Consider the following 26,934-nt stretch of genomic DNA (forward strand, 5'->3'; position numbering starts at 1 on the left):
GACCGCGTCGGTCAGCACCTCCACCTGCGACACACTCGTGATCCCGCCGCCCAGCGCGGCCGTCACTGCCGCCATCACCTGGACCCGGCTGACCACCTTGCGGTGCGCCGTCACCCCCGTCTCGGGATCCCACACCCGCGCCACCAGGTCCTCCAGCGACGGCACCGGCGCCGCCGGCGCAGCCCCGGGCCCGGACAGCGCCCGCCCCACGAGGGCGTCCACGTCGTAGCCGGCCGCCTCGGCGCGCGCCCGCCAGGCCTGCCGCGCGGTCCCGGTCTCCCCCAACGGGTCCTTGGCCTGGGCCAGCACCCGCCCCGCCGCCTGCTTCTGCGCCCGCGACGCATCCGCGCCCACCAGCTCGGTGATCTGGCGCGACCGCGAACTGAACAACCCGCGCAACCCCGGATCGAACCCGACGATCTCCCACTCGCCGGTGCGCTCGTCCTGCTTCCACACCGCCCCGAACTCGCGCGCCGACTTCTCCCGCACCCGCGCCTTGGCCAGCTCCCCCAGCAACGCCACGTGCCGGTGCAGATCACGCCCACCCGCGGCCAGCGTCCGCCAGGTGCCGTCGACGCACTTGACCATGTTCGGGATCATCACGTGCGCGTGCGTGTGCGGATCCCCCACCTGCCCCTGGACCGGGCGCGCCGACCGGTGCAGCGTGATCGAGGCGGCCCACCCCGTGGCCTGCACCCGCCGGGCCCGCTGGCCGTCCCCGTGGTGGCTAAGCCATCCCGTAGGCCAGCCACCCCTCCGCGTCGGTGACTGTCTCGCGCACCGACTCCAGGTACAGCTCCTCCAGCCGCGCCGCCGTCGCCTCATCGGCCAGCGCTATCGCACCCGAGTAGCTCTTGGGCACGTTCAGCACCAGGTCATAGCCCCGGTTGCCGACCCGAACCCGCTCATCGGCGTGCGCCCTGGCCTGGTCCAGCTCCGCCTGCGGCCACAGCAGACCCGGATCCACCCCCGCGGCCTCGGCGATCGCCTCCAGCTCACCCACCGGCGCCCGGTGCGCCTCACCGTCGCGGACCAGGCCCTTCTCCAGGCGCGCGAACCGGGCCGCCAGCCGCGGCGACCCCAGCAGTTCGCCCGGGTCCATGTGCGCGGCCTCGGCCACCGCATGGACCGCCTCCACCACCGGCCGGGCCGCCAGCTTGGCCCGCGGGTCCACCGCCATCTTCGGGTCGACGAGCTGCTCACCCGTGCGCGGGTCGCGGCCGGCCATCACCTGGCGCATCGACTCCAGCGCCGCCTCGTCGTCCAGCGTGGTGCCCGAGCGCTCGCCGAACTCGGCCCACCCCGCGCCGATCCGCTCCACCGCCCGCGCCGCCCCGTACAGCCGGTAGTCCGCCTGCCGGTCCTGCCCACCCTGCTCAGCGCTGTGGCCGTGGTCGTGGTCGGCGTGGTCGCACCCGCACTGGCTCTGCAGCCGGTAGTCAACCTGGGAGGCGTCCGGGCCCAGCGTCGTCACCCACGCCACCCGCCCCACCTCCCCTTCGTCCACCCGACCCGCACCGTGCACCGCCCCCGACGCAGGAGCGCCTCAGCCCCGCCCGCCCCCGGGCTCCGTCCAGGGCAGCGGCGGCCGCCGCTTGTCCGACCCCGGCCCCGGACCGGGACGGCTGTTCCACATCAGCAAAAGGTCCCGGGCGAAGAACCGCGCCCGCGGATACCACCGCCGCCCGTCCACCGTGGGCGGCAACGTGTCGGGCCGGTCGTCCTTGATCTGGGTCAGGCTGCGCCCGTCCACCCCGATCAGCTTCGCGAACCCCCCCAGCGTCACCTGCCGGTCCAGGTCCTCCTCGGCAAGCTCCACCGGCGCTGGCCGCCGCGGCCGGAACGGCTCCAACTTGGCCGGGTCGTACAGGGCACTGCCCCCGCCCCCGCCCTTGGCCGTCACCCCCGTACGGTGACGCTCCGGAGCCGGGAACCCCGGATAGGCCCGCGGCATCACGTGCACCGCGTACCCGTGGCTGTAGCCCACCTCGGCCGCCCACTCCTTCAACGACACCAGGCCGGCCACGCCGCGCTGGGACCGCTCACCCATCCCACCCGCCCCCTGTCCCGCAACCCGATCCGCGCATACTCTCCCACACCCCCACCAATCACGACACGCTGAGGTACCTCTTGGAGTGATACCTGCGCACTCACCCTTCTTGCGGGCGGGGCGCGGGCCCGGCGGGGGCCACCCGCCGGGCGGAGCCTTCCCACTCGGCCCCTCAGTGCATCGGGGTCTTGAGCGGGATCGTCCTCCCCGGCGTGAACCCCTTCGGGGCGTCCGGGGCGGGCGTCGGCTCCTCGGTCCGGTCCGGGCCGTTGGCCCAGTCCCTGAAGCCCTGCGCGGTCTCCCCCAGCTCGCTACGGAGCGTTGCCGGGTTCATGCGCTCGTCCGGGTCCATCTCTGGCCTCCCGTGGCTCTCTGTGGAGTTCTCAAGGTGCGGGGTCCGGGGCGTCCGGCTGGCGAACGCCCCGGCCTCTCACTGTATGTTCTACCCTATTCGGGGAGGTTCAAACCCCCGAGCCGGGGATTTTCAGCTCTTGCCGCAGCCCTGGCAGGCAGACGCACCGTCGCTGTTCCAGGTGCCGCAGTGGCCACACGACCACCCGTCCATCACGATGGCCATCCGGCGGACGACGTTCTTGATCTTCTCTCGCATGGTGCTTCCCTTCTCGGGTTTCGGTGTCTTTCCCTGTGGATCGGAGATCCCTGCGCGCACACCAGCCCCCGCCGGGCCCGCGCCCCGCCCGCAAGAAACACCCCGCTCACCCGCACACACGCACCGAGGCCGCCCCACCACCGCCCCGGCCTGAACCCTCTGACCGCAACCCAGACCACCTGAGCCCACACCAGCCCCGCCCACAACCAGGACCAGGGCATTACCTGCGAAAACTCCTTGAGTAACTCTTCTCTATAACTTGCTCTTCCTCTCAGAAGGGCAAGGGTGGCCGTGGAGGAGGCCTGGGTCGACCACGTGACGGTCACTGCCGGCCCTGTTGTATTCCGGGTCCCGACTACCTGTGGTGCATGTCCACGAAGCGGCTGTAGTGCCCTTGGAACGCCACCGTGATGTCGCAGGTAGGGCCGTTGCGGTGCTTGACCACGAGCAGGTCGGCCTCGCCCGAGCGCGGGGAGTCCTTGTCGTGCAGGTCCTCGCGGTGCAACAGGATCACGATGTCGCTGTCCTGCTCGATCGCGCCGCTCTCGCGCAGGTCCGACATCTGCGGCCTCTTGCCTGCGCGGTCCTCGGACCTGCGGTTGAGCTGGGACAGTGCCACCATGGTGATCCCCAGCTCTTGGGCCAGCAGCTTCAATGCGCGGGAGATCTCGGTGACCTCCTGCTGCTTGCTGTCGTAGCGGCCGTCGGTCTGAACGAGCTGGAGGTAGTCGACCACGACCATCCGCAGTCCCAGGGACCGCTTGATACGCCGGCACGCCGCGCGGATCTGGGCGAGCTGGCTCACCCCGGTCTTGATCACCAGCTCTCGAGTCGCTGATCACAGGCATCACCGCCCGGAGGGCCTCCCAGTGGTAGTCCTTCACCATCCCGGACTTAATGCCGTGCAATGGCACCCGTGCCTCGGCTGAGAGCATCCGGTCGACGATCTCCTCCTCGCCCATCTCCAGGGAGAAGAACGCCACGGTCGCCCCGGCCCGGAAGGCGGCCTCGCGGGCCATGTCCAGAGCCAGGGTGGTCTTGCCGACTGCCGGGCGGGCGCCGATCACGATCATCTGACCGGCCAGCAGGCCGCTGGTGAGGGCGTCCAGGTCAGCGAACCCGGTCGGCAGCCCTTGGAGGCCGCCGCCCTGGGCCGCGCGCTGTTCGATGCGGTCCATCGCGGCGGGCAGGTAGTCGGCCGGCAGCGGGTCTTCCTCTTTGGTCTGGGTCTGGGTGATCGCGAGGATCTCGCCCTGGACGGCGTCCACCAGGTCCACCGGGTCGCCCTGGGCGGCGTAGCCCAGCTGGGCCGCGCGGGTGCCGACCTCGATCAGGCGGCGCAGCAGGGCGTGGTCGAACACGATGCGGGCGTAGTAGCCGGCGTTCGCGGCGGTGGGGACGGCGTTGGCCAGGGTGTACAGGTACAGGGCGCCGCCGACGCGTTCCGACTCGCCGCGGCGGGTGAGCTCGGCGTTGACCGAGACCACGTCTACGGGCTCGCCCTGGTCCATGAGCGAGCAGATCGTGGTGTAGATGACCTGGTGCGCGGGCCGGTAGAAGTGCCCGGCCGCCAGGACCGCCATGACGTCCACGGCGGCGTCGGCGGAGAGCATCATCCCGCCGAGCACGGACTGCTCGGCCTGGAGGTCGTGCGGCGGGACGCGGGTGTCCTCGTGTGGGCTCATGCGAGCGTTTCCATCCCATGGGTGGGAGAGGCCGGGCGCTCAGCCTGCAGGCGGTGTCCGGGCCCCTGTGGTGTGTCCAGGGCGAATCAGGAAGAGGCGTCGGCTGGTGCCAGGCGGGCGGCCAGGTCCGGACGGCGCACCGGCCCGAACCGGTCGAGCAGCCTCTGGGCCATGCGCGGGTGCAGCACCACGCACACCGGGCAGTCCAGCGGCTCGCGGTGCTCAGCACACACCGCGTCGGGCCCCGCGGCCTCAGATGCGCCTGTGCGGGGCTGAGGCACACGCTCGCGCCGCAGCAGCCACAACCGGTGGCTCAGGTCCCCCCGGTCCGCCAGCGTGCGGATGAAGCCGCCCAGAGACTTTTTGGCTTCCGGCCGCAGGATCTCCACCAGCTCCCGGGCCTCGGCCTCGGTCGCGTCGGTAGCCGCCAGGACCAGGTCCAGGGGGGTGACGCCCGTCGTTCGAGCCGAAGGCTGTTCCTCCTCTTCCTCACGTGAGTCCTGCGTGCCACCTGAGGAGGAGGAAGGACTTCCTTCAGGAAACTGCTTAAGGGAGGTCGCGTCGTCGCTGGTCACGTCGGCGTGGCGTGCGGAATTTCGCCGACGTCGGGCGGAATCTCGCCCAGCCTTGGCGGAATTCCGCCCGACGAACTGACCTGCGGAAACGTCTCCGCCGGCTCCGTCGGGGGTGGGCACGGCGGAGGCCTGAGCGGTGTCACAGGGCTGCTCGGTTCGAGGGGCGGAATTCCGCCCGACGTCCTCACCTGCGAAAACATCGGTTCTGGTCTCGCGCCAGTCCTCAGTGAACGCATCGAGCTTGTCGAAGGCGTTGCGCCAGACCTTCAGGGCGAGTTCGGCGGTCGGCCAGTCGTGAAGCTGGTACCGGCGCCGCGTGCGGATCGTGCCCTTGCCGGAGGAGGTGATGATGCGTTCTCCGTCGGGGTTGCTGATCAGGCCGACCTCGGTGAGGACCTGGAGGGCGTCCTTGACGGTCCGCACCCCGGAAGGTTTGCCGTTCGGGCCGGGCAGCAGGAACGCGAGCTGCTCGTGGCTGAGCAGCCGGACCTTCTTCGGCTGCTTCTCCAGGATCAGGCTGCGGATGATGACGTAGAGCCGGTACGCGGTGTGGTTCACCTGCGGGCACAGCGCGATCCAGTCGGGGATCTGGGTGCGGTACCAGCGATCGTCGTTGGGGCCGAGGAACTCCGCTTCCTCGGAGTGCACGGGGGCTTCGGGGCGGGTAGGCATGAGGCTGCTTTCTAGGCCGCCCCCACACAGCTCACGGCGTTTTCAGGTACCCAAGAGGTGCCCGACCGCTCCCCCATCGGCTACAGTGGCCGATATCTATTGCAGGGGCGAGCAGTACTTAGTAGTGCCGTGTTGCTGTGTGAGAGCAACCAGCTTGTGCCGTGTTGCTGTGTGAGAGCAACCAGCTTGTCTGGACGAGGCCCGGTTTGGTCGCCGGGCCTTCGTCATGTCCGGGGTGATGCGGGGTGGTCAGGCCCACAGCACGTGGGGACGACCCTACTGGAATCATCGGGCACTCAGGGCTGCAGCCGTGCGCTTGGTCCCCCTGCGCCACACGGGAACGCGCAAAGGCCTCCAGACGAGGACAATCCGGGCCCCTGTGCCGCGACCGGACCACATGCGATACTGAGAACAGCACGTTCTGCAGCACTTAATGCAGCATAGTAGGGGGCATGGCCATGACCCAGACGATCCGGCGCCCTTCGGTGCCCATCGACCCCGACACCGACCGCACCGTCCAGGCCGCCCGCACCGCGGGGACCCCCGAGCACGACGCCCTGGCCGTGCTCGCCGCCCGCGGCGGCATCCGCCTGCCCTCCGGCGCCGGCCAGCTCTCGGAGGCGGCCGCCCTGGCCGCCCTGATCGAGGTAGGCCGCCAGGCACTGCAGGAGCAGGTGCTGGAGGCCGAGTACCAGGCCATCGCCGCTGAACAGGACGACGAGGACCGGGCGGTGCGGGCCGCACCGCGCCGCCGGCGCCGGAGCTCTCCGGAGGGAGACCGATGACCCCGGTCCGGGGCCGCGTCTACTGGGTCTACCTGGACACCGAGGAGGGCGAGCAGCAGCGCAAGCCCTACGCGGTGGTCTCCAACAACCACCGCAACCGCAACCTCGGGGACTGCCTGGCGGTGCGCCTGACCACCACCCGCAAGCAGGAGCGCACCACCGTGGTGCCTCTGGGGCCGGCCGATGCCCCGCTGCGCGGGTACGTGCTGTGCGACGAGATCACCCTGCTGTTCGCCGATGAGCTGCTGGAGGACGTCGGGGTGCTGAGCCACGCCACCATGACCCGGGTCGCCGCCGGGCTCAAAGCCGCCCTCGACCTGTCCTGAGGCGGTGCGCCCGGGCCCCGCGCGGCCCCTGGGCGCGTGGCGGGCTCCCCGGGGCCTTGCGGCCCAGGCCGCCCTGGATCCATGCCTGACCCGCGATAAGGCCCACTTATCGTGGGCCAGAAATCGCTCTGGCGCCCGCCCCCGTGCCCCCTCGGGCCTCACTTGGCGTCCCCTGCCCCACGGTCTCGCACGCGTGATACGGGTAGCACTTGTAGCACGCGTGCGAAGGTGCGACGCTCACCGGCTCGGGGCTGTTCTCGGCCTTGTGGGTACCTGCTGTGCAGCCCCGTTTTCGGGCCCCGCGCCGTTGTGGCCGTGCGTGATACCCCTCGCACGAGTGCGACGCATAGCACTCGTGCGAGGAGTATCACGCGTATCACTCCTTTGGGGCGAGCTTCTGCTGCACGTGCGGGGCCGCCGCCGCCGCGACTCGGAACAGCTCGGACACGACGGCGTGTTTGGGCGCTCGGGTGGCGTGGTGGATGTCGTCCACCGCCTTGGCCAGAGCCTCCACGGCGTCTGCGCTGGCGTACCAGCTGCGCCGGGTCATGGCCCCGGGGCCGGATCGAGAGGCCTCCGGCGCGGGGGCCCTGTCCGGGGCGGCCGGCGTCGGCGCCTCCTGCCGGCCGTGCTCGCCCTGGCGCAGAGAGGTCATCTTCTGCCAGTCGTCGGTGAGCCCGCCCATGTCCGGGGCGGGGGCCGCCTTCCTCTTCGCCGCGCTCATCCGCGCACCGCCTTGGCCAGGTCCCGGAACCAGCCGGCGACTTCGGAGTCGGGGGCGTACTCGGTCACCGGGACCTTCTCCCGCCATGCCTCGCGGACCTCCTTGCGCTTGCGGATCTCGGCGATCACCGGCGGCGCACCCAGGGCCCGGAAGGACTCCAGCACGCTGGTGACCATGGCCCCGTCGCGTACGTCGAACCGCGAGGGCACCAGTCCCAGGACGTCGATGTCCACGCCCATGACCTGGCTCAGGGTGCCGATCTGCCGCAGCAGCAACCGCAGCGCCCGGATCGAGGAGTCCTCGGCCTCCACCGGGACGATGAGGCCGCCCCGGTGTCCCTCCCTGCTGCGGGCCGCGACCAGGGCGGCGTCGGTGGTCGCCCCCAGGGAGGGAGGGCAGTCGATGAGGCACACGTCGTAGTCGTCCTCCAAACGCTGCAGGACCCGGGCCAGGCGGTGCTCGCGCCCCTGGCTCATGTACAGCCCCCGGTCGAGCAGGAACATGTCCAGCGACGTGGGCAGTACGTGCAGGCGTTCGCGGTAGGCCACCACCAGCTCGCGCGGATGGCCCTCCCACTCGCCCAGGATCGCCTGCGACAGGGTCGCGTCGTCGGGCGACTCCGGCACACCCAGCGCGTCGGTGAGGTGGCCCTGGGGGTCCAGGTCGACCAGGAGCACACGCTCCCCCGCATCGGCCATCGCACCCCCCAGGGAGATGGCCGACGCGGTCTTGCCGACGCCGCCCTTCTGGTTGATCAGGTCGTAGATGTCCATGGGGCGAACGTACGCCTCGCACCAGTGATACGCGTGCGACGACACGCACGCGTATCACTTGTGCGAGGCGTATCACTCGAGGCAGGAGGCCTGTCGACCGGAGCGGTCCCCGTTCGCGGCCTTCTTTTGGAGAGGACTTGGGCGCGATCCGATCTCTTGTGGGGGCAGCCCCGGGAAGGGCCGGCGTCGGCTTCGCAGCACGGACCTCGGCAGGGCCCAGGCGCCGCCGGTGAACACCCTTCAGACCTGAGCCCAGGGCCGTGGCCACGAGTGTGCGGTCCTTTAGTCATGCTTGGCCGAGCGGACGGTCTCAAGTGGCCACCCCGGCGCCGTCGTGATCGGGGCGTGCGGCCACGGGTTCAGGGGTGGGCGGGCACGGTTTCCGGTTCCCGGTTCCGGCCGCCCCGTTGGCCGTCATCGCTCGGGGTGTGGCCACGGGTGGCCACCGGAGAGCGGTGGTAGCCGAGCTCGGCCCGGTAGCGGCGTGCGGTACGCGGTGAGGAGCCAATCTGTTCGGCGAGCTCGGCGTCGGTCATCTCCGGGTGGGTGACCAGAAGTTCTTGCACCCGGCGGCGTTTCTGCTCCGGCGACAACACTCCCAGGGTGGGCGTCGGTGCAGGTTCAGGCTCCGTCTGGGACACCGGTTCGGGGCGGAACGATGGGGTGGGAGCGGTCTCGGCCAGAACTTGCTCGGGCAGCGCAACCGGAGCGGGGGCCACCTGCGCGGCCGACGCCGCAGATGCTCGATCGGTCACCGGGGCGGCGTGGGCCGGCTCCTCCTGCGCAGGGGCCACAGGCGTGGCCTCCTGGTTCCCAGCCTCCTCCCGGTACGGTGCGGCGTTCCCCTCGTCTTCCGCCTCCGAGGGCGCGGCCAGAGCGTGGCCGAGGGCCTGGCCACCGGGGGTGGCCAGGTGCTGGACCTCGGTGGCGGTCATGGCCACCGTGGCCGAGGTCATGGCCCGGGTCAGCTCGAAGGCGGTGTCCAGCTCGTAGCCGTTGTCCAGCATCCACCGCAGATGGCGGGGAGTGTGCCGCCGCCAGGTGCGGCCGTGCTGTTCGCGCAGCATGGCGTAGGCCAACTGGCGGCGCTGCTCGTGCTCCAGGGCCTGCGGATAGGAGGTGATGCCCCACCCCAGCATGAGCCGCACCACCTTCAAAGTGGAGACCGGGTGGGCGATCCACCGCCCTGCGGGGATCCGGTCGGCGGCCTGGCCGTGCGCGAGCCCGGCCAGGTGCCGGATCCACGCCGCGACCCCCTCGGCGATGAGGATGATGACGATGGGCGGGCCGGCGTGGCCCAGGTAGGAGGCGGTGGACCCGTCCCCCTGGGACACGTTCAAGATGATCGTGATCGCCGACAGCGCATAGGCCGCCCACCGGTTCAGCGCGTGCCGACGCCCCTGCCACTCCATGAGCAGGTCCATGGCCAGGAAGTAGACGATGACCGCGTCGATGCCCAACGGGAACAGGAACCGCAGGTCACCGCCGTTGATCGCGTGCAGCTGGGTGTGGGCCAGCCAGGTGGCGGCCTCGTACAGCGCCGCGTAGCTCATGGTGAACGCCACCAGGATCAACCCCAGCGCCACCACCGCGATGACCGCGGTGGCCGCCAGATAGCCGCCGTGCAGCGGCACCGCGCCCGCACGCCGGCCGGGGCGGGCGGCGCGGGTCGTGGCCCGGCGCACCCCCCACACCAGGGCTCCGGTCACGGCCAGGGCCAGGGCGCAGATCAGCCACCAGGACGCGGTGGATGGCAAGTCGGGCATCGGTCTCTCCCCAGCATCACGAATCTGGACGAGTGTGTCAGAATCCGGCCACAACCCCGTGCCCGGGTGGCCATGGCCACCCCCTGTGACCACCCCTGGGTGGCCACAGCCGGCCGGACCCGCCCACCCCTGTGCCGGAGGAACCCACGGTGGCCGACACGACCCAGCGCCGACGCGGCGACCGCAGGACGGGGGTACGCCGCGACCACTTCGTCAAGCTCAGCCTCAGCGACGACGAGCACACCCTGCTGGCCCGGGCCGCCCAAGAGCAGGGCATGACCGTGAGCGGGTTCGCCGCCCACGCCGCCTTGGGCGTGGCCCGCCAGGAGCTGGCCATCGCCCCCGACGCCCGCCAGAGCCTCATCGCCCTCAACGATGCCGTCAACGCCCTGGAGGCCCTGGCCTTGCGCATCGGCACCGACCCCGAGCCCGGGCTGCTGGAGCGCCTGGAGGCCGCAGCCCAGGCCCTGGAGGACGCCGGCGACGCCGTGGCCGGGGCCCAAACGTGATCGCCAAGGTCATGCGCGGCAAGGACACCCGGGGCCTGCTCGACTACCTGTACGGGCCCGGAAGCGCCAACGAGCACATCGATCCCCATCTGGTGGCGGCCTGGCGCACCCTGGCCGTCCCCGACCCCGGGCGCTCCCCCTCCCCGGCCGCAGACCTGGCGGTGCTGGCCCGCCGCCTGGACCGGTTCGTACGCCCCCGGGGGCGCCACCACGTCTGGCACTGCGCCGTGCGCGTCGCCCCCACCGACCACCCTCTGGACGACGCCCAGTGGGCGCACATCGCCCGCCGCCTGGCCGACGCCGCAGGCGTGGCCCCCGCCGGTGACGCCCGCGCGTGCCGGTGGGTCGCGGTGCGCCATGACGGGGTCGAGAGCCACCACATCCACCTGCTGGCCACCCTGGCCCGCCAGGACGACGCCACCCCTGACATTCACAACGATGCCCTGCGCCTGCGCACCGCGTGCCGGGAGCTGGAGGACGAGCTGGGGCTGCGCCCCACCAGCGCCTCCGACCGCACCTCCGCCCCCGCCCCGTCCCGCGGGGAGACCGAGAAGGCGCGCCGCCAGGGCTGGGAGCGGCCCACCCGCGCCGTTCTGGAGGAGGAGGCCCGCCGCGCGGCCGCCGCCGCCCGCACCGAGGCCGGGTTCTTCACCGCCCTGACCGGCCGCGGGGTGCTGCTGCGCCGCCGCGGCGCCGACCCGGTGGTGGGCTACGCCCTGGCTCTGGACCGCGATCGCCTCGACAGTGGGGAACCGGTGTGGTTCTCCGGCGGTTCCCTGGCCCCGGACCTGTCCCTGCCCCGGGTGCGCGCACGTTTCGCCGGGGCGCCGGTGCTCCCGGATCCGGCGGCCGCGGCGGCTCCCTGGCCGGCCCTGGCCACTGTGGTGGAGGAGGTGGCCAGGGACTGGCCATACCTGGACGGCGGGCAGCGGGCCGCAGTGGCCGCCGCCCTGTCGGACGCCTTCACCGCCCTGCCCCTGGCCGCCCCCGAACCGTGGCGGCCGCCGCTGGCCAGCGCAGCACGGCAGTGGTCCCACGCGGGACGGCCGCCGGTGGCCGCCGTCCCCACCGTCCTGGCCGCACAGGTGCGCGAGGCGGCCCGGGCCCTGTGCGCCGCACCGCGCACCACCCCTGCCGCGGGGTGCCGGAGGGCGCTTACCGCCCTGGTCCGCACCGCCGACCAGATCCGCTCCTGGTACACCTCCCACGCGTGGGGCCCCCAGGAACGGGCGGCCCATGCCGCCGGTGCTCTCCTGTGGGAGTTGGTGGAGGACAACGACCCCGCTACCTATACGCCGTATAGGTAGCGGGGTGTTACACCTGCGGACCTCGGCGGCGCGGGGCCCCGGGGGGAGGCAGGCGCGGTCCTTGGGAGCGCCCCGCCCCCTTCTTCAGCCCCAGGGCGCGGCTGAGCGGCACCGGCGCATCCAGGGGGCGGGCCTTCTGCGGGGCCGAGGCCACCGGGGCCTCCTGGGCAGGAGCCACCGGACCGGCACCCGAAGCCGCGGCGGGGGCGGGAGCCTGGTCCAGTTCGTCGATGACCAGCCCCTCTTGGCGCACGGCCAGCGTGCGCGCGTACGCCGAGATGCACGCCCGCACGACCTCCTTGTCGCCGGACGCGTCCTTCAACCGCCCGCGCAGCGCGGGATCGGCCAGCGCCTCACCGGCCAGGTACAGGTCCGCGCGCTTGCGCGAGCGCGTCATCGCCGGGTACAGCGACCTGGCGTCGGCCCCCACCCCGTACACGTGCACACGCTCGCACGTCAGCCCCTGGGCCGCCGCGATCGTCATCGCATACCCCAGACTCAGGTCCCCCCGCGCGATCGCCTCAGGGCCGATCCACGCGCTGTGCACCCGCCCCTGGCGCCGCCACTCCACCCGGGCCCCGCGCCGGGCGTCCACCTCGGCCACCACCCCGCGGAACCCGTTGAGGACGTCCTCGCCCTCACCGCGCCGCGACCGGTAGTCGTTGCGGCGCACCCGCACCGCGTCACCGGCCGCCAACGCCAGACGCCCCCCGCCGGCCAGCGCGAACCGCTCCTCGTCCCCGGCCAGGTGGCCGCCCTGGCGTGCCAGGACCCGCATCCGGTGGTTGAGCTCCTCCACATCGCTGTTGCGGGCCGCCAGGACCAGCACGTCCTGCACCGCCTGGAACCGGTCCTCAACCGGGGCCCGGTCGGCCCACCACGCCCGGGCGATGGCCTCATGAGCCTCGAACGCCCGCTTGGCGGCGTGCACCCGCCCCGCCCGCCCCCACACTGCCAGGGCGCTCTCCCGGGCCCCGTCCAGCCACGCCCGCAGGGCCTGCTGGTCCACCGCATCGCTCTGCCGACGGTTCTCCGTCAGCGTCTGGCCCCGCACCAGGGTGTGCACCGCCGCGAACGTCCCGCCGACCCCGACCGCTTCCAGCTGGGCCGGGTCGCCGATGCCCACCACCTTGGTGCCGGTGCGCTCGGCCTCCCCGACCAGCACCGCCATGGACCGGTCGTCGACCATCGCCGCCTCGTCCACGACCAGCACATCCACCCCCTCCAGGCCCTCACCCGAAGAGATCCGCGACACCCACGCCGCCACCGTGCTGGAGGCGATCCCCGACTCCGCCTGCAGATTGGCCGCGGCCACCGCAGCGGTCGCCGCCCCCGCCACCCGGTACCCGGCCTGCTGCCAGCCTGCGTACACCGCGCTCATCAGCGTGGTCTTGCCGGCCCCGGCCACACCCCGCACCAGGTCCACACCGTGCCCGGCGCCCATCAACCGCTCGGCCACACCCCGCTGCTCCGCCGACAACGCGAACCCGCGCTCGGCCTCGAACGCCTCCAGCACCGCCGCCACCCGCTCCGGCGCCACCACCGCGGCCCCCTGGCCCAGGCGCCGCTGCGCCGAACCGGTGATGGTGCGCTCGGCCTCCACGATGTCGGCCGAACTCACCCGCACCGCGTTGGACAGGTGCGCACCCTCCACCGTGGGCAGCACCACCGCACGGTCCGAGGCCATGACCGCGTCGGTCAGCACCTCCACCTGCGACACACTCGTGATCCCGCCGCCCAGCGCGGCCGTCACTGCCGCCATCACCTGGACCCGGCTGACCACCTTGCGGTGCGCCGTCACCCCCGTCTCGGGATCCCACACCCGCGCCACCAGGTCCTCCAGCGACGGCACCGGCGCCGCCGGCGCAGCCCCGGGCCCGGACAGCGCCCGCCCCACGAGGGCGTCCACGTCGTAGCCGGCCGCCTCGGCGCGCGCCCGCCAGGCCTGCCGCGCGGTCCCGGTCTCCCCCAACGGGTCCTTGGCCTGGGCCAGCACCCGCCCCGCCGCCTGCTTCTGCGCCCGCGACGCATCCGCGCCCACCAGCTCGGTGATCTGGCGCGACCGCGAACTGAACAACCCGCGCAACCCCGGATCGAACCCGACGATCTCCCACTCGCCGGTGCGCTCGTCCTGCTTCCACACCGCCCCGAACTCGCGCGCCGACTTCTCCCGCACCCGCGCCTTGGCCAGCTCCCCCAGCAACGCCACGTGCCGGTGCAGATCACGCCCACCCGCGGCCAGCGTCCGCCAGGTGCCGTCGACGCACTTGACCATGTTCGGGATCATCACGTGCGCGTGCGTGTGCGGATCCCCCACCTGCCCCTGGACCGGGCGCGCCGACCGGTGCAGCGTGATCGAGGCGGCCCACCCCGTGGCCTGCACCCGCCGGGCCCGCTGGCCGTCCCCGTGGTGGCCGGCCATCCCGTAGGCCAGCCACCCCTCCGCGTCGGTGACTGTCTCGCGCACCGACTCCAGGTACAGCTCCTCCAGCCGCGCCGCCGTCGCCTCATCGGCCAGCGCTATCGCACCCGAGTAGCTCTTGGGCACGTTCAGCACCAGGTCATAGCCCCGGTTGCCGACCCGAACCCGCTCATCGGCGTGCGCCCTGGCCTGGTCCAGCTCCGCCTGCGGCCACAGCAGACCCGGATCCACCCCCGCGGCCTCGGCGATCGCCTCCAGCTCACCCACCGGCGCCCGGTGCGCCTCACCGTCGCGGACCAGGCCCTTCTCCAGGCGCGCGAACCGGGCCGCCAGCCGCGGCGACCCCAGCAGTTCGCCCGGGTCCATGTGCGCGGCCTCGGCCACCGCATGGACCGCCTCCACCACCGGCCGGGCCGCCAGCTTGGCCCGCGGGTCCACCGCCATCTTCGGGTCGACGAGCTGCTCACCCGTGCGCGGGTCGCGGCCGGCCATCACCTGGCGCATCGACTCCAGCGCCGCCTCGTCGTCCAGCGTGGTGCCCGAGCGCTCGCCGAACTCGGCCCACCCCGCGCCGATCCGCTCCACCGCCCGCGCCGCCCCGTACAGCCGGTAGTCCGCCTGCCGGTCCTGCCCACCCTGCTCAGCGCTGTGGCCGTGGTCGTGGTCGGCGTGGTCGCACCCGCACTGGCTCTGCAGCCGGTAGTCAACCTGGGAGGCGTCCGGGCCCAGCGTCGTCACCCACGCCACCCGCCCCACCTCCCCTTCGTCCACCCGACCCGCACCGTGCACCGCCCCCGACGCAGGAGCGCCTCAGCCCCGCCCGCCCCCGGGCTCCGTCCAGGGCAGCGGCGGCCGCCGCTTGTCCGACCCCGGCCCCGGACCGGGACGGCTGTTCCACATCAGCAAAAGGTCCCGGGCGAAGAACCGCGCCCGCGGATACCACCGCCGCCCGTCCACCGTGGGCGGCAACGTGTCGGGCCGGTCGTCCTTGATCTGGGTCAGGCTGCGCCCGTCCACCCCGATCAGCTTCGCGAACCCCCCCAGCGTCACCTGCCGGTCCAGGTCCTCCTCGGCAAGCTCCACCGGCGCTGGCCGCCGCGGCCGGAACGGCTCCAACTTGGCCGGGTCGTACAGGGCACTGCCCCCGCCCCCGCCCTTGGCCGTCACCCCCGTACGGTGACGCTCCGGAGCCGGGAACCCCGGATAGGCCCGCGGCATCACGTGCACCGCGTACCCGTGGCTGTAGCCCACCTCGGCCGCCCACTCCTTCAACGACACCAGGCCTAGCCACGCCGCGCTGGGACCGCTCACCCATCCCACCCGCCCCCTGTCCCGCAACCCGATCCGCGCATACTCTCCCACACCCCCACCAATCACGACACGCTGAGGTACCTCTTGGAGTGATACCTGCGCACTCACCCTTCTTGCGGGCGGGGCGCGGGCCCGGCGGGGGCCACCCGCCGGGCGGAGCCTTCCCACTCGGCCCCTCAGTGCATCGGGGTCTTGAGCGGGATCGTCCTCCCCGGCGTGAACCCCTTCGGGGCGTCCGGGGCGGGCGTCGGCTCCTCGGTCCGGTCCGGGCCGTTGGCCCAGTCCCTGAAGCCCTGCGCGGTCTCCCCCAGCTCGCTACGGAGCGTTGCCGGGTTCATGCGCTCGTCCGGGTCCATCTCTGGCCTCCCGTGGCTCTCTGTGGAGTTCTCAAGGTGCGGGGTCCGGGGCGTCCGGCTGGCGAACGCCCCGGCCTCTCACTGTATGTTCTACCCTATTCGGGGAGGTTCAAACCCCCGAGCCGGGGATTTTCAGCTCTTGCCGCAGCCCTGGCAGGCAGACGCACCGTCGCTGTTCCAGGTGCCGCAGTGGCCACACGACCACCCGTCCATCACGATGGCCATCCGGCGGACGACGTTCTTGATCTTCTCTCGCATGGTGCTTCCCTTCTCGGGTTTCGGTGTCTTTCCCTGTGGATCGGAGATCCCTGCGCGCACACCAGCCCCCGCCGGGCCCGCGCCCCGCCCGCAAGAAACACCCCGCTCACCCGCACACACGCACCGAGGCCGCCCCACCACCGCCCCGGCCTGAACCCTCTGACCGCAACCCAGACCACCTGAGCCCACACCAGCCCCGCCCACAACCAGGACCAGGGCATTACCTGCGAAAACTCCTTGAGTAACTCTTCTCTATAACTTGCTCTTCCTCTCAGAAGGGCAAGGGTGGCCGTGGAGGAGGCCTGGGTCGACCACGTGACGGTCACTGCCGGCCCTGTTGTATTCCGGGTCCCGACTACCTGTGGTGCATGTCCACGAAGCGGCTGTAGTGCCCTTGGAACGCCACCGTGATGTCGCAGGTAGGGCCGTTGCGGTGCTTGACCACGAGCAGGTCGGCCTCGCCCGAGCGCGGGGAGTCCTTGTCGTGCAGGTCCTCGCGGTGCAACAGGATCACGATGTCGCTGTCCTGCTCGATCGCGCCGCTCTCGCGCAGGTCCGACATCTGCGGCCTCTTGCCTGCGCGGTCCTCGGACCTGCGGTTGAGCTGGGACAGTGCCACCATGGTGATCCCCAGCTCTTGGGCCAGCAGCTTCAATGCGCGGGAGATCTCGGTGACCTCCTGCTGCTTGCTGTCGTAGCGGCCGTCGGTCTGAACGAGCTGGAGGTAGTCGACCACGACCATCCGCAGTCCCAGGGACCGCTTGATACGCCGGCACGCCGCGCGGATCTGGGCGAGCTGGCTCACCCCGGTCTTGATCACCAGCTTCGAGTCGCTGATCACAGGCATCACCGCCCGGAGGGCCTCCCAGTGGTAGTCCTTCACCATCCCGGACTTAATGCCGTGCAATGGCACCCGTGCCTCGGCTGAGAGCATCCGGTCGACGATCTCCTCCTCGCCCATCTCCAGGGAGAAGAACGCCACGGTCGCCCCGGCCCGGAAGGCGGCCTCGCGGGCCATGTCCAGAGCCAGGGTGGTCTTGCCGACTGCCGGGCGGGCGCCGATCACGATCATCTGACCGGCCAGCAGGCCGCTGGTGAGGGCGTCCAGGTCAGCGAACCCGGTCGGCAGCCCTTGGAGGCCGCCGCCCTGGGCCGCGCGCTGTTCGATGCGGTCCATCGCGGCGGGCAGGTAGTCGGCCTAGCAGCGGGTCTTCCTCTTTGGTCTGGGTCTGGGTGATCGCGAGGATCTCGCCCTGGACGGCGTCCACCAGGTCCACCGGGTCGCCCTGGGCGGCGTAGCCCAGCTGGGCCGCGCGGGTGCCGACCTCGATCAGGCGGCGCAGCAGGGCGTGGTCGAACACGATGCGGGCGTAGTAGCCGGCGTTCGCGGCGGTGGGGACGGCGTTGGCCAGGGTGTACAGGTACAGGGCGCCGCCGACGCGTTCCGACTCGCCGCGGCGGGTGAGCTCGGCGTTGACCGAGACCACGTCTACGGGCTCGCCCTGGTCCATGAGCGAGCAGATCGTGGTGTAGATGACCTGGTGCGCGGGCCGGTAGAAGTGCCCGGCCGCCAGGACCGCCATGACGTCCACGGCGGCGTCGGCGGAGAGCATCATCCCGCCGAGCACGGACTGCTCGGCCTGGAGGTCGTGCGGCGGGACGCGGGTGTCCTCGTGTGGGCTCATGCGAGCGTTTCCATCCCATGGGTGGGAGAGGCCGGGCGCTCAGCCTGCAGGCGGTGTCCGGGCCCCTGTGGTGTGTCCAGGGCGAATCAGGAAGAGGCGTCGGCTGGTGCCAGGCGGGCGGCCAGGTCCGGACGGCGCACCGGCCCGAACCGGTCGAGCAGCCTCTGGGCCATGCGCGGGTGCAGCACCACGCACACCGGGCAGTCCAGCGGCTCGCGGTGCTCAGCACACACCGCGTCGGGCCCCGCGGCCTCAGATGCGCCTGTGCGGGGCTGAGGCACACGCTCGCGCCGCAGCAGCCACAACCGGTGGCTCAGGTCCCCCCGGTCCGCCAGCGTGCGGATGAAGCCGCCCAGAGACTTTTTGGCTTCCGGCCGCAGGATCTCCACCAGCTCCCGGGCCTCGGCCTCGGTCGCGTCGGTAGCCGCCAGGACCAGGTCCAGGGGGGTGACGCCCGTCGTTCGAGCCGAAGGCTGTTCCTCCTCTTCCTCACGTGAGTCCTGCGTGCCACCTGAGGAGGAGGAAGGACTTCCTTCAGGAAACTGCTTAAGGGAGGTCGCGTCGTCGCTGGTCACGTCGGCGTGGCGTGCGGAATTTCGCCGACGTCGGGCGGAATCTCGCCCAGCCTTGGCGGAATTCCGCCCGACGAACTGACCTGCGGAAACGTCTCCGCTGTAGCTCCGTCGGGGGTGGGCACGGCGGAGGCCTGAGCGGTGTCACAGGGCTGCTCGGTTCGAGGGGCGGAATTCCGCCCGACGTCCTCACCTGCGAAAACATCGGTTCTGGTCTCGCGCCAGTCCTCAGTGAACGCATCGAGCTTGTCGAAGGCGTTGCGCCAGACCTTCAGGGCGAGTTCGGCGGTCGGCCAGTCGTGAAGCTGGTACCGGCGCCGCGTGCGGATCGTGCCCTTGCCGGAGGAGGTGATGATGCGTTCTCCGTCGGGGTTGCTGATCAGGCCGACCTCGGTGAGGACCTGGAGGGCGTCCTTGACGGTCCGCACCCCGGAAGGTTTGCCGTTCGGGCCGGGCAGCAGGAACGCGAGCTGCTCGTGGCTGAGCAGCCGGACCTTCTTCGGCTGCTTCTCCAGGATCAGGCTGCGGATGATGACGTAGAGCCGGTACGCGGTGTGGTTCACCTGCGGGCACAGCGCGATCCAGTCGGGGATCTGGGTGCGGTACCAGCGATCGTCGTTGGGGCCGAGGAACTCCGCTTCCTCGGAGTGCACGGGGGCTTCGGGGCGGGTAGGCATGAGGCTGCTTTCTAGGCCGCCCCCACACAGCTCACGGCGTTTTCAGGTACCCAAGAGGTGCCCGACCGCTCCCCCATCGGCTACAGTGGCCGATATCTATTGCAGGGGCGAGCAGTACTTAGTAGTGCCGTGTTGCTGTGTGAGAGCAACCAGCTTGTGCCGTGTTGCTGTGTGAGAGCAACCAGCTTGTCTGGACGAGGCCCGGTTTGGTCGCCGGGCCTTCGTCATGTCCGGGGTGATGCGGGGTGGTCAGGCCCACAGCACGTGGGGACGACCCTACTGGAATCATCGGGCACTCAGGGCTGCAGCCGTGCGCTTGGTCCCCCTGCGCCACACGGGAACGCGCAAAGGCCTCCAGACGAGGACAATCCGGGCCCCTGTGCCGCGACCGGACCACATGCGATACTGAGAACAGCACGTTCTGCAGCACTTAATGCAGCATAGTAGGGGGCATGGCCATGACCCAGACGATCCGGCGCCCTTCGGTGCCCATCGACCCCGACACCGACCGCACCGTCCAGGCCGCCCGCACCGCGGGGACCCCCGAGCACGACGCCCTGGCCGTGCTCGCCGCCCGCGGCGGCATCCGCCTGCCCTCCGGCGCCGGCCAGCTCTCGGAGGCGGCCGCCCTGGCCGCCCTGATCGAGGTAGGCCGCCAGGCACTGCAGGAGCAGGTGCTGGAGGCCGAGTACCAGGCCATCGCCGCTGAACAGGACGACGAGGACCGGGCGGTGCGGGCCGCACTGCGCCGCCGGCGCCGGAGCTCTCCGGAGGGAGACCGATGACCCCGGTCCGGGGCCGCGTCTACTGGGTCTACCTGGACACCGAGGAGGGCGAGCAGCAGCGCAAGCCCTACGCGGTGGTCTCCAACAACCACCGCAACCGCAACCTCGGGGACTGCCTGGCGGTGCGCCTGACCACCACCCGCAAGCAGGAGCGCACCACCGTGGTGCCTCTGGGGCCGGCCGATGCCCCGCTGCGCGGGTACGTGCTGTGCGACGAGATCACCCTGCTGTTCGCCGATGAGCTGCTGGAGGACGTCGGGGTGCTGAGCCACGCCACCATGACCCGGGTCGCCGCCGGGCTCAAAGCCGCCCTCGACCTGTCCTGAGGCGGTGCGCCCGGGCCCCGCGCGGCCCCTGGGCGCGTGGCGGGCTCCCCGGGGCCTTGCGGCCCAGGCCGCCCTGGATCCATGCCTGACCCGCGATAAGGCCCACTTATCGTGGGCCAGAAATCGCTCTGGCGCCCGCCCCCGTGCCCCCTCGGGCCTCACTTGGCGTCCCCTGCCCCACGGTCTCGCACGCGTGATACGGGTAGCACTTGTAGCACGCGTGCGAAGGTGCGACGCTCACCGGCTCGGGGCTGTTCTCGGCCTTGTGGGTACCTGCTGTGCAGCCCCGTTTTCGGGCCCCGCGCCGTTGTGGCCGTGCGTGATACCCCTCGCACGAGTGCGACGCATAGCACTCGTGCGAGGAGTATCACGCGTATCACTCCTTTGGGGCGAGCTTCTGCTGCACGTGCGGGGCCGCCGCCGCCGCGACTCGGAACAGCTCGGACACGACGGCGTGTTTGGGCGCTCGGGTGGCGTGGTGGATGTCGTCCACCGCCTTGGCCAGAGCCTCCACGGCGTCTGCGCTGGCGTACCAGCTGCGCCGGGTCATGGCCCCGGGGCCGGATCGAGAGGCCTCCGGCGCGGGGGCCCTGTCCGGGGCGGCCGGCGTCGGCGCCTCCTGCCGGCCGTGCTCGCCCTGGCGCAGAGAGGTCATCTTCTGCCAGTCGTCGGTGAGCCCGCCCATGTCCGGGGCGGGGGCCGCCTTCCTCTTCGCCGCGCTCATCCGCGCACCGCCTTGGCCAGGTCCCGGAACCAGCCGGCGACTTCGGAGTCGGGGGCGTACTCGGTCACCGGGACCTTCTCCCGCCATGCCTCGCGGACCTCCTTGCGCTTGCGGATCTCGGCGATCACCGGCGGCGCACCCAGGGCCCGGAAGGACTCCAGCACGCTGGTGACCATGGCCCCGTCGCGTACGTCGAACCGCGAGGGCACCAGTCCCAGGACGTCGATGTCCACGCCCATGACCTGGCTCAGGGTGCCGATCTGCCGCAGCAGCAACCGCAGCGCCCGGATCGAGGAGTCCTCGGCCTCCACCGGGACGATGAGGCCGCCCCGGTGTCCCTCCCTGCTGCGGGCCGCGACCAGGGCGGCGTCGGTGGTCGCCCCCAGGGAGGGAGGGCAGTCGATGAGGCACACGTCGTAGTCGTCCTCCAAACGCTGCAGGACCCGGGCCAGGCGGTGCTCGCGCCCCTGGCTCATGTACAGCCCCCGGTCGAGCAGGAACATGTCCAGCGACGTGGGCAGTACGTGCAGGCGTTCGCGGTAGGCCACCACCAGCTCGCGCGGATGGCCCTCCCACTCGCCCAGGATCGCCTGCGACAGGGTCGCGTCGTCGGGCGACTCCGGCACACCCAGCGCGTCGGTGAGGTGGCCCTGGGGGTCCAGGTCGACCAGGAGCACACGCTCCCCCGCATCGGCCATCGCACCCCCCAGGGAGATGGCCGACGCGGTCTTGCCGACGCCGCCCTTCTGGTTGATCAGGTCGTAGATGTCCATGGGGCGAACGTACGCCTCGCACCAGTGATACGCGTGCGACGACACGCACGCGTATCACTTGTGCGAGGCGTATCACTCGAGGCAGGAGGCCTGTCGACCGGAGCGGTCCCCGTTCGCGGCCTTCTTTTGGAGAGGACTTGGGCGCGATCCGATCTCTTGTGGGGGCAGCCCCGGGAAGGGCCGGCGTCGGCTTCGCAGCACGGACCTCGGCAGGGCCCAGGCGCCGCCGGTGAACACCCTTCAGACCTGAGCCCAGGGCCGTGGCCACGAGTGTGCGGTCCTTTAGTCATGCTTGGCCGAGCGGACGGTCTCAAGTGGCCACCCCGGCGCCGTCGTGATCGGGGCGTGCGGCCACGGGTTCAGGGGTGGGCGGGCACGGTTTCCGGTTCCCGGTTCCGGCCGCCCCGTTGGCCGTCATCGCTCGGGGTGTGGCCACGGGTGGCCACCGGAGAGCGGTGGTAGCCGAGCTCGGCCCGGTAGCGGCGTGCGGTACGCGGTGAGGAGCCAATCTGTTCGGCGAGCTCGGCGTCGGTCATCTCCGGGTGGGTGACCAGAAGTTCTTGCACCCGGCGGCGTTTCTGCTCCGGCGACAACACTCCCAGGGTGGGCGTCGGTGCAGGTTCAGGCTCCGTCTGGGACACCGGTTCGGGGCGGAACGATGGGGTGGGAGCGGTCTCGGCCAGAACTTGCTCGGGCAGCGCAACCGGAGCGGGGGCCACCTGCGCGGCCGACGCCGCAGATGCTCGATCGGTCACCGGGGCGGCGTGGGCCGGCTCCTCCTGCGCAGGGGCCACAGGCGTGGCCTCCTGGTTCCCAGCCTCCTCCCGGTACGGTGCGGCGTTCCCCTCGTCTTCCGCCTCCGAGGGCGCGGCCAGAGCGTGGCCGAGGGCCTGGCCACCGGGGGTGGCCAGGTGCTGGACCTCGGTGGCGGTCATGGCCACCGTGGCCGAGGTCATGGCCCGGGTCAGCTCGAAGGCGGTGTCCAGCTCGTAGCCGTTGTCCAGCATCCACCGCAGATGGCGGGGAGTGTGCCGCCGCCAGGTGCGGCCGTGCTGTTCGCGCAGCATGGCGTAGGCCAACTGGCGGCGCTGCTCGTGCTCCAGGGCCTGCGGATAGGAGGTGATGCCCCACCCCAGCATGAGCCGCACCACCTTCAAAGTGGAGACCGGGTGGGCGATCCACCGCCCTGCGGGGATCCGGTCGGCGGCCTGGCCGTGCGCGAGCCCGGCCAGGTGCCGGATCCACGCCGCGACCCCCTCGGCGATGAGGATGATGACGATGGGCGGGCCGGCGTGGCCCAGGTAGGAGGCGGTGGACCCGTCCCCCTGGGACACGTTCAAGATGATCGTGATCGCCGACAGCGCATAGGCCGCCCACCGGTTCAGCGCGTGCCGACGCCCCTGCCACTCCATGAGCAGGTCCATGGCCAGGAAGTAGACGATGACCGCGTCGATGCCCAACGGGAACAGGAACCGCAGGTCACCGCCGTTGATCGCGTGCAGCTGGGTGTGGGCCAGCCAGGTGGCGGCCTCGTACAGCGCCGCGTAGCTCATGGTGAACGCCACCAGGATCAACCCCAGCGCCACCACCGCGATGACCGCGGTGGCCGCCAGATAGCCGCCGTGCAGCGGCACCGCGCCCGCACGCCGGCCGGGGCGGGCGGCGCGGGTCGTGGCCCGGCGCACCCCCCACACCAGGGCTCCGGTCACGGCCAGGGCCAGGGCGCAGATCAGCCACCAGGACGCGGTGGATGGCAAGTCGGGCATCGGTCTCTCCCCAGCATCACGAATCTGGACGAGTGTGTCAGAATCCGGCCACAACCCCGTGCCCGGGTGGCCATGGCCACCCCCTGTGACCACCCCTGGGTGGCCACAGCCGACCGGACCCGCCCACCCCTGTGCCGGAGGAACCCACGGTGGCCGACACGACCCAGCGCCGACGCGGCGACCGCAGGACGGGGGTACGCCGCGACCACTTCGTCAAGCTCAGCCTCAGCGACGACGAGCACACCCTGCTGGCCCGGGCCGCCCAAGAGCAGGGCATGACCGTGAGCGGGTTCGCCGCCCACGCCGCCTTGGGCGTGGCCCGCCAGGAGCTGGCCATCGCCCCCGACGCCCGCCAGAGCCTCATCGCCCTCAACGATGCCGTCAACGCCCTGGAGGCCCTGGCCTTGCGCATCGGCACCGACCCCGAGCCCGGGCTGCTGGAGCGCCTGGAGGCCGCAGCCCAGGCCCTGGAGGACGCCGGCGACGCCGTGGCCGGGGCCCAAACGTGATCGCCAAGGTCATGCGCGGCAAGGACACCCGGGGCCTGCTCGACTACCTGTACGGGCCCGGAAGCGCCAACGAGCACATCGATCCCCATCTGGTGGCGGCCTGGCGCACCCTGGCCGTCCCCGACCCCGGGCGCTCCCCCTCCCCGGCCGCAGACCTGGCGGTGCTGGCCCGCCGCCTGGACCGGTTCGTACGCCCCCGGGGGCGCCACCACGTCTGGCACTGCGCCGTGCGCGTCGCCCCCACCGACCACCCTCTGGACGACGCCCAGTGGGCGCACATCGCCCGCCGCCTGGCCGACGCCGCAGGCGTGGCCCCCGCCGGTGACGCCCGCGCGTGCCGGTGGGTCGCGGTGCGCCATGACGGGGTCGAGAGCCACCACATCCACCTGCTGGCCACCCTGGCCCGCCAGGACGACGCCACCCCTGACATTCACAACGATGCCCTGCGCCTGCGCACCGCGTGCCGGGAGCTGGAGGACGAGCTGGGGCTGCGCCCCACCAGCGCCTCCGACCGCACCTCCGCCCCCGCCCCGTCCCGCGGGGAGACCGAGAAGGCGCGCCGCCAGGGCTGGGAGCGGCCCACCCGCGCCGTTCTGGAGGAGGAGGCCCGCCGCGCGGCCGCCGCCGCCCGCACCGAGGCCGGGTTCTTCACCGCCCTGACCGGCCGCGGGGTGCTGCTGCGCCGCCGCGGCGCCGACCCGGTGGTGGGCTACGCCCTGGCTCTGGACCGCGATCGCCTCGACAGTGGGGAACCGGTGTGGTTCTCCGGCGGTTCCCTGGCCCCGGACCTGTCCCTGCCCCGGGTGCGCGCACGTTTCGCCGGGGCGCCGGTGCTCCCGGATCCGGCGGCCGCGGCGGCTCCCTGGCTTAGCCCTGGCCACTGTGGTGGAGGAGGTGGCCAGGGACTGGCCATACCTGGACGGCGGGCAGCGGGCCGCAGTGGCCGCCGCCCTGTCGGACGCCTTCACCGCCCTGCCCCTGGCCGCCCCCGAACCGTGGCGGCCGCCGCTGGCCAGCGCAGCACGGCAGTGGTCCCACGCGGGACGGCCGCCGGTGGCCGCCGTCCCCACCGTCCTGGCCGCACAGGTGCGCGAGGCGGCCCGGGCCCTGTGCGCCGCACCGCGCACCACCCCTGCCGCGGGGTGCCGGAGGGCGCTTACCGCCCTGGTCCGCACCGCCGACCAGATCCGCTCCTGGTACACCTCCCACGCGTGGGGCCCCCAGGAACGGGCGGCCCATGCCGCCGGTGCTCTCCTGTGGGAGTTGGTGGAGGACAACGACCCCGCTACCTATACGCCGTATAGGTAGCGGGGTGTTACACCTGCGGACCTCGGCGGCGCGGGGCCCCGGGGGGAGGCAGGCGCGGTCCTTGGGAGCGCCCCGCCCCCTTCTTCAGCCCCAGGGCGCGGCTGAGCGGCACCGGCGCATCCAGGGGGCGGGCCTTCTGCGGGGCCGAGGCCACCGGGGCCTCCTGGGCAGGAGCCACCGGACCGGCACCCGAAGCCGCGGCGGGGGCGGGAGCCTGGTCCAGTTCGTCGATGACCAGCCCCTCTTGGCGCACGGCCAGCGTGCGCGCGTACGCCGAGATGCACGCCCGCACGACCTCCTTGTCGCCGGACGCGTCCTTCAACCGCCCGCGCAGCGCGGGATCGGCCAGCGCCTCACCGGCCAGGTACAGGTCCGCGCGCTTGCGCGAGCGCGTCATCGCCGGGTACAGCGACCTGGCGTCGGCCCCCACCCCGTACACGTGCACACGCTCGCACGTCAGCCCCTGGGCCGCCGCGATCGTCATCGCATACCCCAGACTCAGGTCCCCCCGCGCGATCGCCTCAGGGCCGATCCACGCGCTGTGCACCCGCCCCTGGCGCCGCCACTCCACCCGGGCCCCGCGCCGGGCGTCCACCTCGGCCACCACCCCGCGGAACCCGTTGAGGACGTCCTCGCCCTCACCGCGCCGCGACCGGTAGTCGTTGCGGCGCACCCGCACCGCGTCACCGGCCGCCAACGCCAGACGCCCCCCGCCGGCCAGCGCGAACCGCTCCTCGTCCCCGGCCAGGTGGCCGCCCTGGCGTGCCAGGACCCGCATCCGGTGGTTGAGCTCCTCCACATCGCTGTTGCGGGCCGCCAGGACCAGCACGTCCTGCACCGCCTGGAACCGGTCCTCAACCGGGGCCCGGTCGGCCCACCACGCCCGGGCGATGGCCTCATGAGCCTCGAACGCCCGCTTGGCGGCGTGCACCCGCCCCGCCCGCCCCCACACTGCCAGGGCGCTCTCCCGGGCCCCGTCCAGCCACGCCCGCAGGGCCTGCTGGTCCACCGCATCGCTCTGCCGACGGTTCTCCGTCAGCGTCTGGCCCCGCACCAGGGTGTGCACCGCCGCGAACGTCCCGCCGACCCCGACCGCTTCCAGCTGGGCCGGGTCGCCGATGCCCACCACCTTGGTGCCGGTGCGCTCGGCCTCCCCGACCAGCACCGCCATGGACCGGTCGTCGACCATCGCCGCCTCGTCCACGACCAGCACATCCACCCCCTCCAGGCCCTCACCCGAAGAGATCCGCGACACCCACGCCGCCACCGTGCTGGAGGCGATCCCCGACTCCGCCTGCAGATTGGCCGCGGCCACCGCAGCGGTCGCCGCCCCCGCCACCCGGTACCCGGCCTGCTGCCAGCCTGCGTACACCGCGCTCATCAGCGTGGTCTTGCCGGCCCCGGCCACACCCCGCACCAGGTCCACACCGTGCCCGGCGCCCATCAACCGCTCGGCCACACCCCGCTGCTCCGCCGACAACGCGAACCCGCGCTCGGCCTCGAACGCCTCCAGCACCGCCGCCACCCGCTCCGGCGCCACCACCGCGGCCCCTGGCCCAGGCGCCGCTGCGCCGAACCGGTGATGGTGCGCTCGGCCTCCACGATGTCGGCCGAACTCACCCGCACCGCGTTGGACAGGTGCGCACCCTCCACCGTGGGCAGCACCACCGCACGGTCCGA

The 26,934-nt window shown here is 72.3% G+C and carries 28 protein-coding genes and 2 pseudogenes; 7 read left to right on the forward strand and 23 right to left on the reverse strand.

Features of this window, described 5'->3' with window-relative positions; genetic code table 11:
- The 8 genes and pseudogenes from K1J57_RS33890 to K1J57_RS33110 all read right to left on the reverse strand — a co-directional run.
- A partial coding sequence (locus K1J57_RS33890; RefSeq protein WP_305082825.1) for a relaxase domain-containing protein occupies positions 1-825 on the reverse strand: 825 nt, incomplete at its 3' end.
- The gene (locus K1J57_RS33090) at positions 728-1,507 is read right to left on the reverse strand and encodes a relaxase domain-containing protein (RefSeq protein WP_220566146.1); all 780 of its coding nucleotides are present in this window, start codon (positions 1,505-1,507) and stop codon (positions 728-730) included. The genes K1J57_RS33890 and K1J57_RS33090, both read right to left, overlap by 98 nt.
- A gap of 39 nt (positions 1,508-1,546) precedes the next feature.
- The gene (locus tag K1J57_RS33095; protein ID WP_220566147.1) at positions 1,547-2,050 is read right to left on the reverse strand and encodes a hypothetical protein; all 504 of its coding nucleotides are present in this window, start codon (positions 2,048-2,050) and stop codon (positions 1,547-1,549) included.
- Between the two features lie 172 nt (positions 2,051-2,222).
- The gene (locus tag K1J57_RS33100) at positions 2,223-2,402 is read right to left on the reverse strand and encodes a hypothetical protein (RefSeq protein WP_220566148.1); all 180 of its coding nucleotides are present in this window, start codon (positions 2,400-2,402) and stop codon (positions 2,223-2,225) included.
- A 132-nt stretch (positions 2,403-2,534) separates the two neighbouring features.
- Positions 2,535-2,660, reverse strand: a complete 126-nt coding sequence (locus tag K1J57_RS33895) for a hypothetical protein (RefSeq protein WP_255647301.1) — start codon at positions 2,658-2,660, stop codon at positions 2,535-2,537.
- Between the two features lie 355 nt (positions 2,661-3,015).
- Positions 3,016-3,480, reverse strand: a complete 465-nt coding sequence (locus K1J57_RS34235; protein WP_370634705.1) for a DnaB-like helicase C-terminal domain-containing protein — start codon at positions 3,478-3,480, stop codon at positions 3,016-3,018.
- 70 nt (positions 3,481-3,550) lie between these two features.
- Positions 3,551-4,345, reverse strand: a pseudogene (locus K1J57_RS34240) (DnaB-like helicase N-terminal domain-containing protein); the annotation flags it as partial.
- Positions 4,346-4,431: 86 nt separating this feature from the next.
- The gene (locus tag K1J57_RS33110) at positions 4,432-5,568 is read right to left on the reverse strand and encodes a hypothetical protein (RefSeq protein ID WP_220566149.1); all 1,137 of its coding nucleotides are present in this window, start codon (positions 5,566-5,568) and stop codon (positions 4,432-4,434) included.
- Between the two features lie 476 nt (positions 5,569-6,044).
- Here K1J57_RS33110 and K1J57_RS33115 point away from each other — a divergent pair, with 476 nt between their 5' ends.
- Together K1J57_RS33115 and K1J57_RS33120 are read left to right on the forward strand one after the other, a co-directional pair.
- A complete protein-coding gene (locus K1J57_RS33115) occupies positions 6,045-6,377 on the forward strand; it encodes a hypothetical protein (protein ID WP_255647302.1) in 333 nt (110 codons plus the stop codon).
- Positions 6,374-6,703, forward strand: a complete 330-nt coding sequence (locus tag K1J57_RS33120; RefSeq protein ID WP_220566150.1) for a type II toxin-antitoxin system PemK/MazF family toxin — start codon at positions 6,374-6,376, stop codon at positions 6,701-6,703. The genes K1J57_RS33115 and K1J57_RS33120 overlap by 4 nt, the downstream gene beginning before the upstream one ends.
- Before the next feature lie 376 nt (positions 6,704-7,079).
- Here K1J57_RS33120 and K1J57_RS33125 read toward each other — a convergent pair whose 3' ends face one another.
- From K1J57_RS33125 to K1J57_RS33135, 3 genes are all read right to left on the reverse strand, one after another.
- A complete protein-coding gene (locus tag K1J57_RS33125; protein WP_220566151.1) occupies positions 7,080-7,427 on the reverse strand; it encodes a hypothetical protein in 348 nt (115 codons plus the stop codon).
- A complete protein-coding gene (locus tag K1J57_RS33130; RefSeq protein ID WP_220566152.1) occupies positions 7,424-8,200 on the reverse strand; it encodes a ParA family protein in 777 nt (258 codons plus the stop codon). The genes K1J57_RS33125 and K1J57_RS33130 overlap by 4 nt, the downstream gene beginning before the upstream one ends.
- A gap of 359 nt (positions 8,201-8,559) precedes the next feature.
- Positions 8,560-9,966 carry a DUF2637 domain-containing protein gene (locus tag K1J57_RS33135; protein ID WP_220566153.1) on the reverse strand — a complete coding sequence of 469 codons (1,407 nt, stop codon included), beginning with the start codon at positions 9,964-9,966 and terminating at the stop codon, positions 8,560-8,562.
- A gap of 149 nt (positions 9,967-10,115) precedes the next feature.
- Between K1J57_RS33135 and K1J57_RS33140 the strand changes: the two genes are divergently transcribed.
- A complete protein-coding gene (locus K1J57_RS33140; protein WP_220566154.1) occupies positions 10,116-10,475 on the forward strand; it encodes a hypothetical protein in 360 nt (119 codons plus the stop codon).
- Positions 10,472-11,782 (forward strand): hypothetical protein, encoded by a 1,311-nt coding sequence (locus K1J57_RS33145; RefSeq protein WP_220566155.1) that lies wholly within the window; start codon positions 10,472-10,474, stop codon positions 11,780-11,782. Before K1J57_RS33140 ends, K1J57_RS33145 begins: the two co-directional genes overlap by 4 nt.
- 7 nt (positions 11,783-11,789) lie before the next feature.
- Here the strand turns inward: K1J57_RS33145 and K1J57_RS34100 are convergent, their stop codons facing one another.
- The 7 genes and pseudogenes from K1J57_RS34100 to K1J57_RS33175 form a co-directional block, all read right to left on the reverse strand.
- On the reverse strand, positions 11,790-14,975 hold the full coding sequence (locus K1J57_RS34100) for an AAA family ATPase (RefSeq protein WP_220566156.1): 3,186 nt from the start codon (positions 14,973-14,975) through the stop codon (positions 11,790-11,792).
- 39 nt (positions 14,976-15,014) lie between these two features.
- Complete coding sequence (locus tag K1J57_RS33155) at positions 15,015-15,515, reverse strand: hypothetical protein (protein ID WP_255647303.1); 501 nt, start codon at positions 15,513-15,515, stop codon at positions 15,015-15,017.
- 176 nt (positions 15,516-15,691) lie between these two features.
- Positions 15,692-15,871 carry a hypothetical protein gene (locus tag K1J57_RS33160; protein ID WP_220566148.1) on the reverse strand — a complete coding sequence of 60 codons (180 nt, stop codon included), beginning with the start codon at positions 15,869-15,871 and terminating at the stop codon, positions 15,692-15,694.
- A 132-nt stretch (positions 15,872-16,003) separates the two neighbouring features.
- Complete coding sequence (locus tag K1J57_RS33910) at positions 16,004-16,129, reverse strand: hypothetical protein (protein ID WP_255647301.1); 126 nt, start codon at positions 16,127-16,129, stop codon at positions 16,004-16,006.
- Between the two features lie 355 nt (positions 16,130-16,484).
- Positions 16,485-17,814, reverse strand: a pseudogene (gene dnaB, locus K1J57_RS33165) (replicative DNA helicase).
- Positions 17,815-17,900: 86 nt separating this feature from the next.
- Positions 17,901-18,389 carry a hypothetical protein gene (locus tag K1J57_RS33170; protein WP_220566158.1) on the reverse strand — a complete coding sequence of 163 codons (489 nt, stop codon included), beginning with the start codon at positions 18,387-18,389 and terminating at the stop codon, positions 17,901-17,903.
- Positions 18,386-19,039: a hypothetical protein gene (locus K1J57_RS33175; protein WP_220566159.1), complete on the reverse strand. Its 654-nt coding sequence runs from the start codon at positions 19,037-19,039 to the stop codon at positions 18,386-18,388. The genes K1J57_RS33170 and K1J57_RS33175 overlap by 4 nt, the downstream gene beginning before the upstream one ends.
- A gap of 476 nt (positions 19,040-19,515) precedes the next feature.
- Between K1J57_RS33175 and K1J57_RS33180 the strand changes: the two genes are divergently transcribed.
- The gene (locus K1J57_RS33180; protein ID WP_255647304.1) at positions 19,516-19,848 is read left to right on the forward strand and encodes a hypothetical protein; all 333 of its coding nucleotides are present in this window, start codon (positions 19,516-19,518) and stop codon (positions 19,846-19,848) included.
- Positions 19,845-20,174, forward strand: a complete 330-nt coding sequence (locus tag K1J57_RS33185) for a type II toxin-antitoxin system PemK/MazF family toxin (RefSeq protein WP_220566150.1) — start codon at positions 19,845-19,847, stop codon at positions 20,172-20,174. The genes K1J57_RS33180 and K1J57_RS33185 overlap by 4 nt, the downstream gene beginning before the upstream one ends.
- A gap of 376 nt (positions 20,175-20,550) precedes the next feature.
- Here the strand turns inward: K1J57_RS33185 and K1J57_RS33190 are convergent, their stop codons facing one another.
- The 3 genes from K1J57_RS33190 to K1J57_RS33200 all read right to left on the reverse strand — a co-directional run bounded on the left by K1J57_RS33190 (position 20,551) and on the right by K1J57_RS33200 (position 23,437).
- On the reverse strand, positions 20,551-20,898 hold the full coding sequence (locus tag K1J57_RS33190; RefSeq protein ID WP_220566151.1) for a hypothetical protein: 348 nt from the start codon (positions 20,896-20,898) through the stop codon (positions 20,551-20,553).
- Positions 20,895-21,671, reverse strand: coding sequence for a ParA family protein (locus tag K1J57_RS33195; protein ID WP_220566152.1), 777 nt, complete (start codon positions 21,669-21,671; stop codon positions 20,895-20,897). Before K1J57_RS33195 ends, K1J57_RS33190 begins: the two co-directional genes overlap by 4 nt.
- Positions 21,672-22,030: 359 nt before the next feature.
- The gene (locus K1J57_RS33200; RefSeq protein WP_220566153.1) at positions 22,031-23,437 is read right to left on the reverse strand and encodes a DUF2637 domain-containing protein; all 1,407 of its coding nucleotides are present in this window, start codon (positions 23,435-23,437) and stop codon (positions 22,031-22,033) included.
- Positions 23,438-23,586: 149 nt separating this feature from the next.
- On the opposite strand from K1J57_RS33200, the gene K1J57_RS33205 reads away from it, so the two are divergent.
- Positions 23,587-23,946, forward strand: coding sequence for a hypothetical protein (locus tag K1J57_RS33205; protein ID WP_220566154.1), 360 nt, complete (start codon positions 23,587-23,589; stop codon positions 23,944-23,946).
- A gap of 430 nt (positions 23,947-24,376) precedes the next feature.
- On the opposite strand, the gene K1J57_RS33210 is transcribed toward K1J57_RS33205, so the two are convergent.
- Entirely contained in the window at positions 24,377-24,598 is a 222-nt protein-coding gene (locus K1J57_RS33210; RefSeq protein WP_220566160.1) for a hypothetical protein, read from the reverse strand.
- 663 nt (positions 24,599-25,261) lie between these two features.
- On the reverse strand, positions 25,262-26,797 hold the full coding sequence (locus K1J57_RS33215; RefSeq protein WP_220566161.1) for an ATP-dependent RecD-like DNA helicase: 1,536 nt from the start codon (positions 26,795-26,797) through the stop codon (positions 25,262-25,264).
- Positions 26,798-26,934 lie beyond the last annotated feature (137 nt).

The sequence above is a fragment of the Nocardiopsis sp. MT53 genome (assembly GCF_019598965.1).
Classification (GTDB): domain Bacteria; phylum Actinomycetota; class Actinomycetes; order Streptosporangiales; family Streptosporangiaceae; genus Nocardiopsis; species Nocardiopsis changdeensis.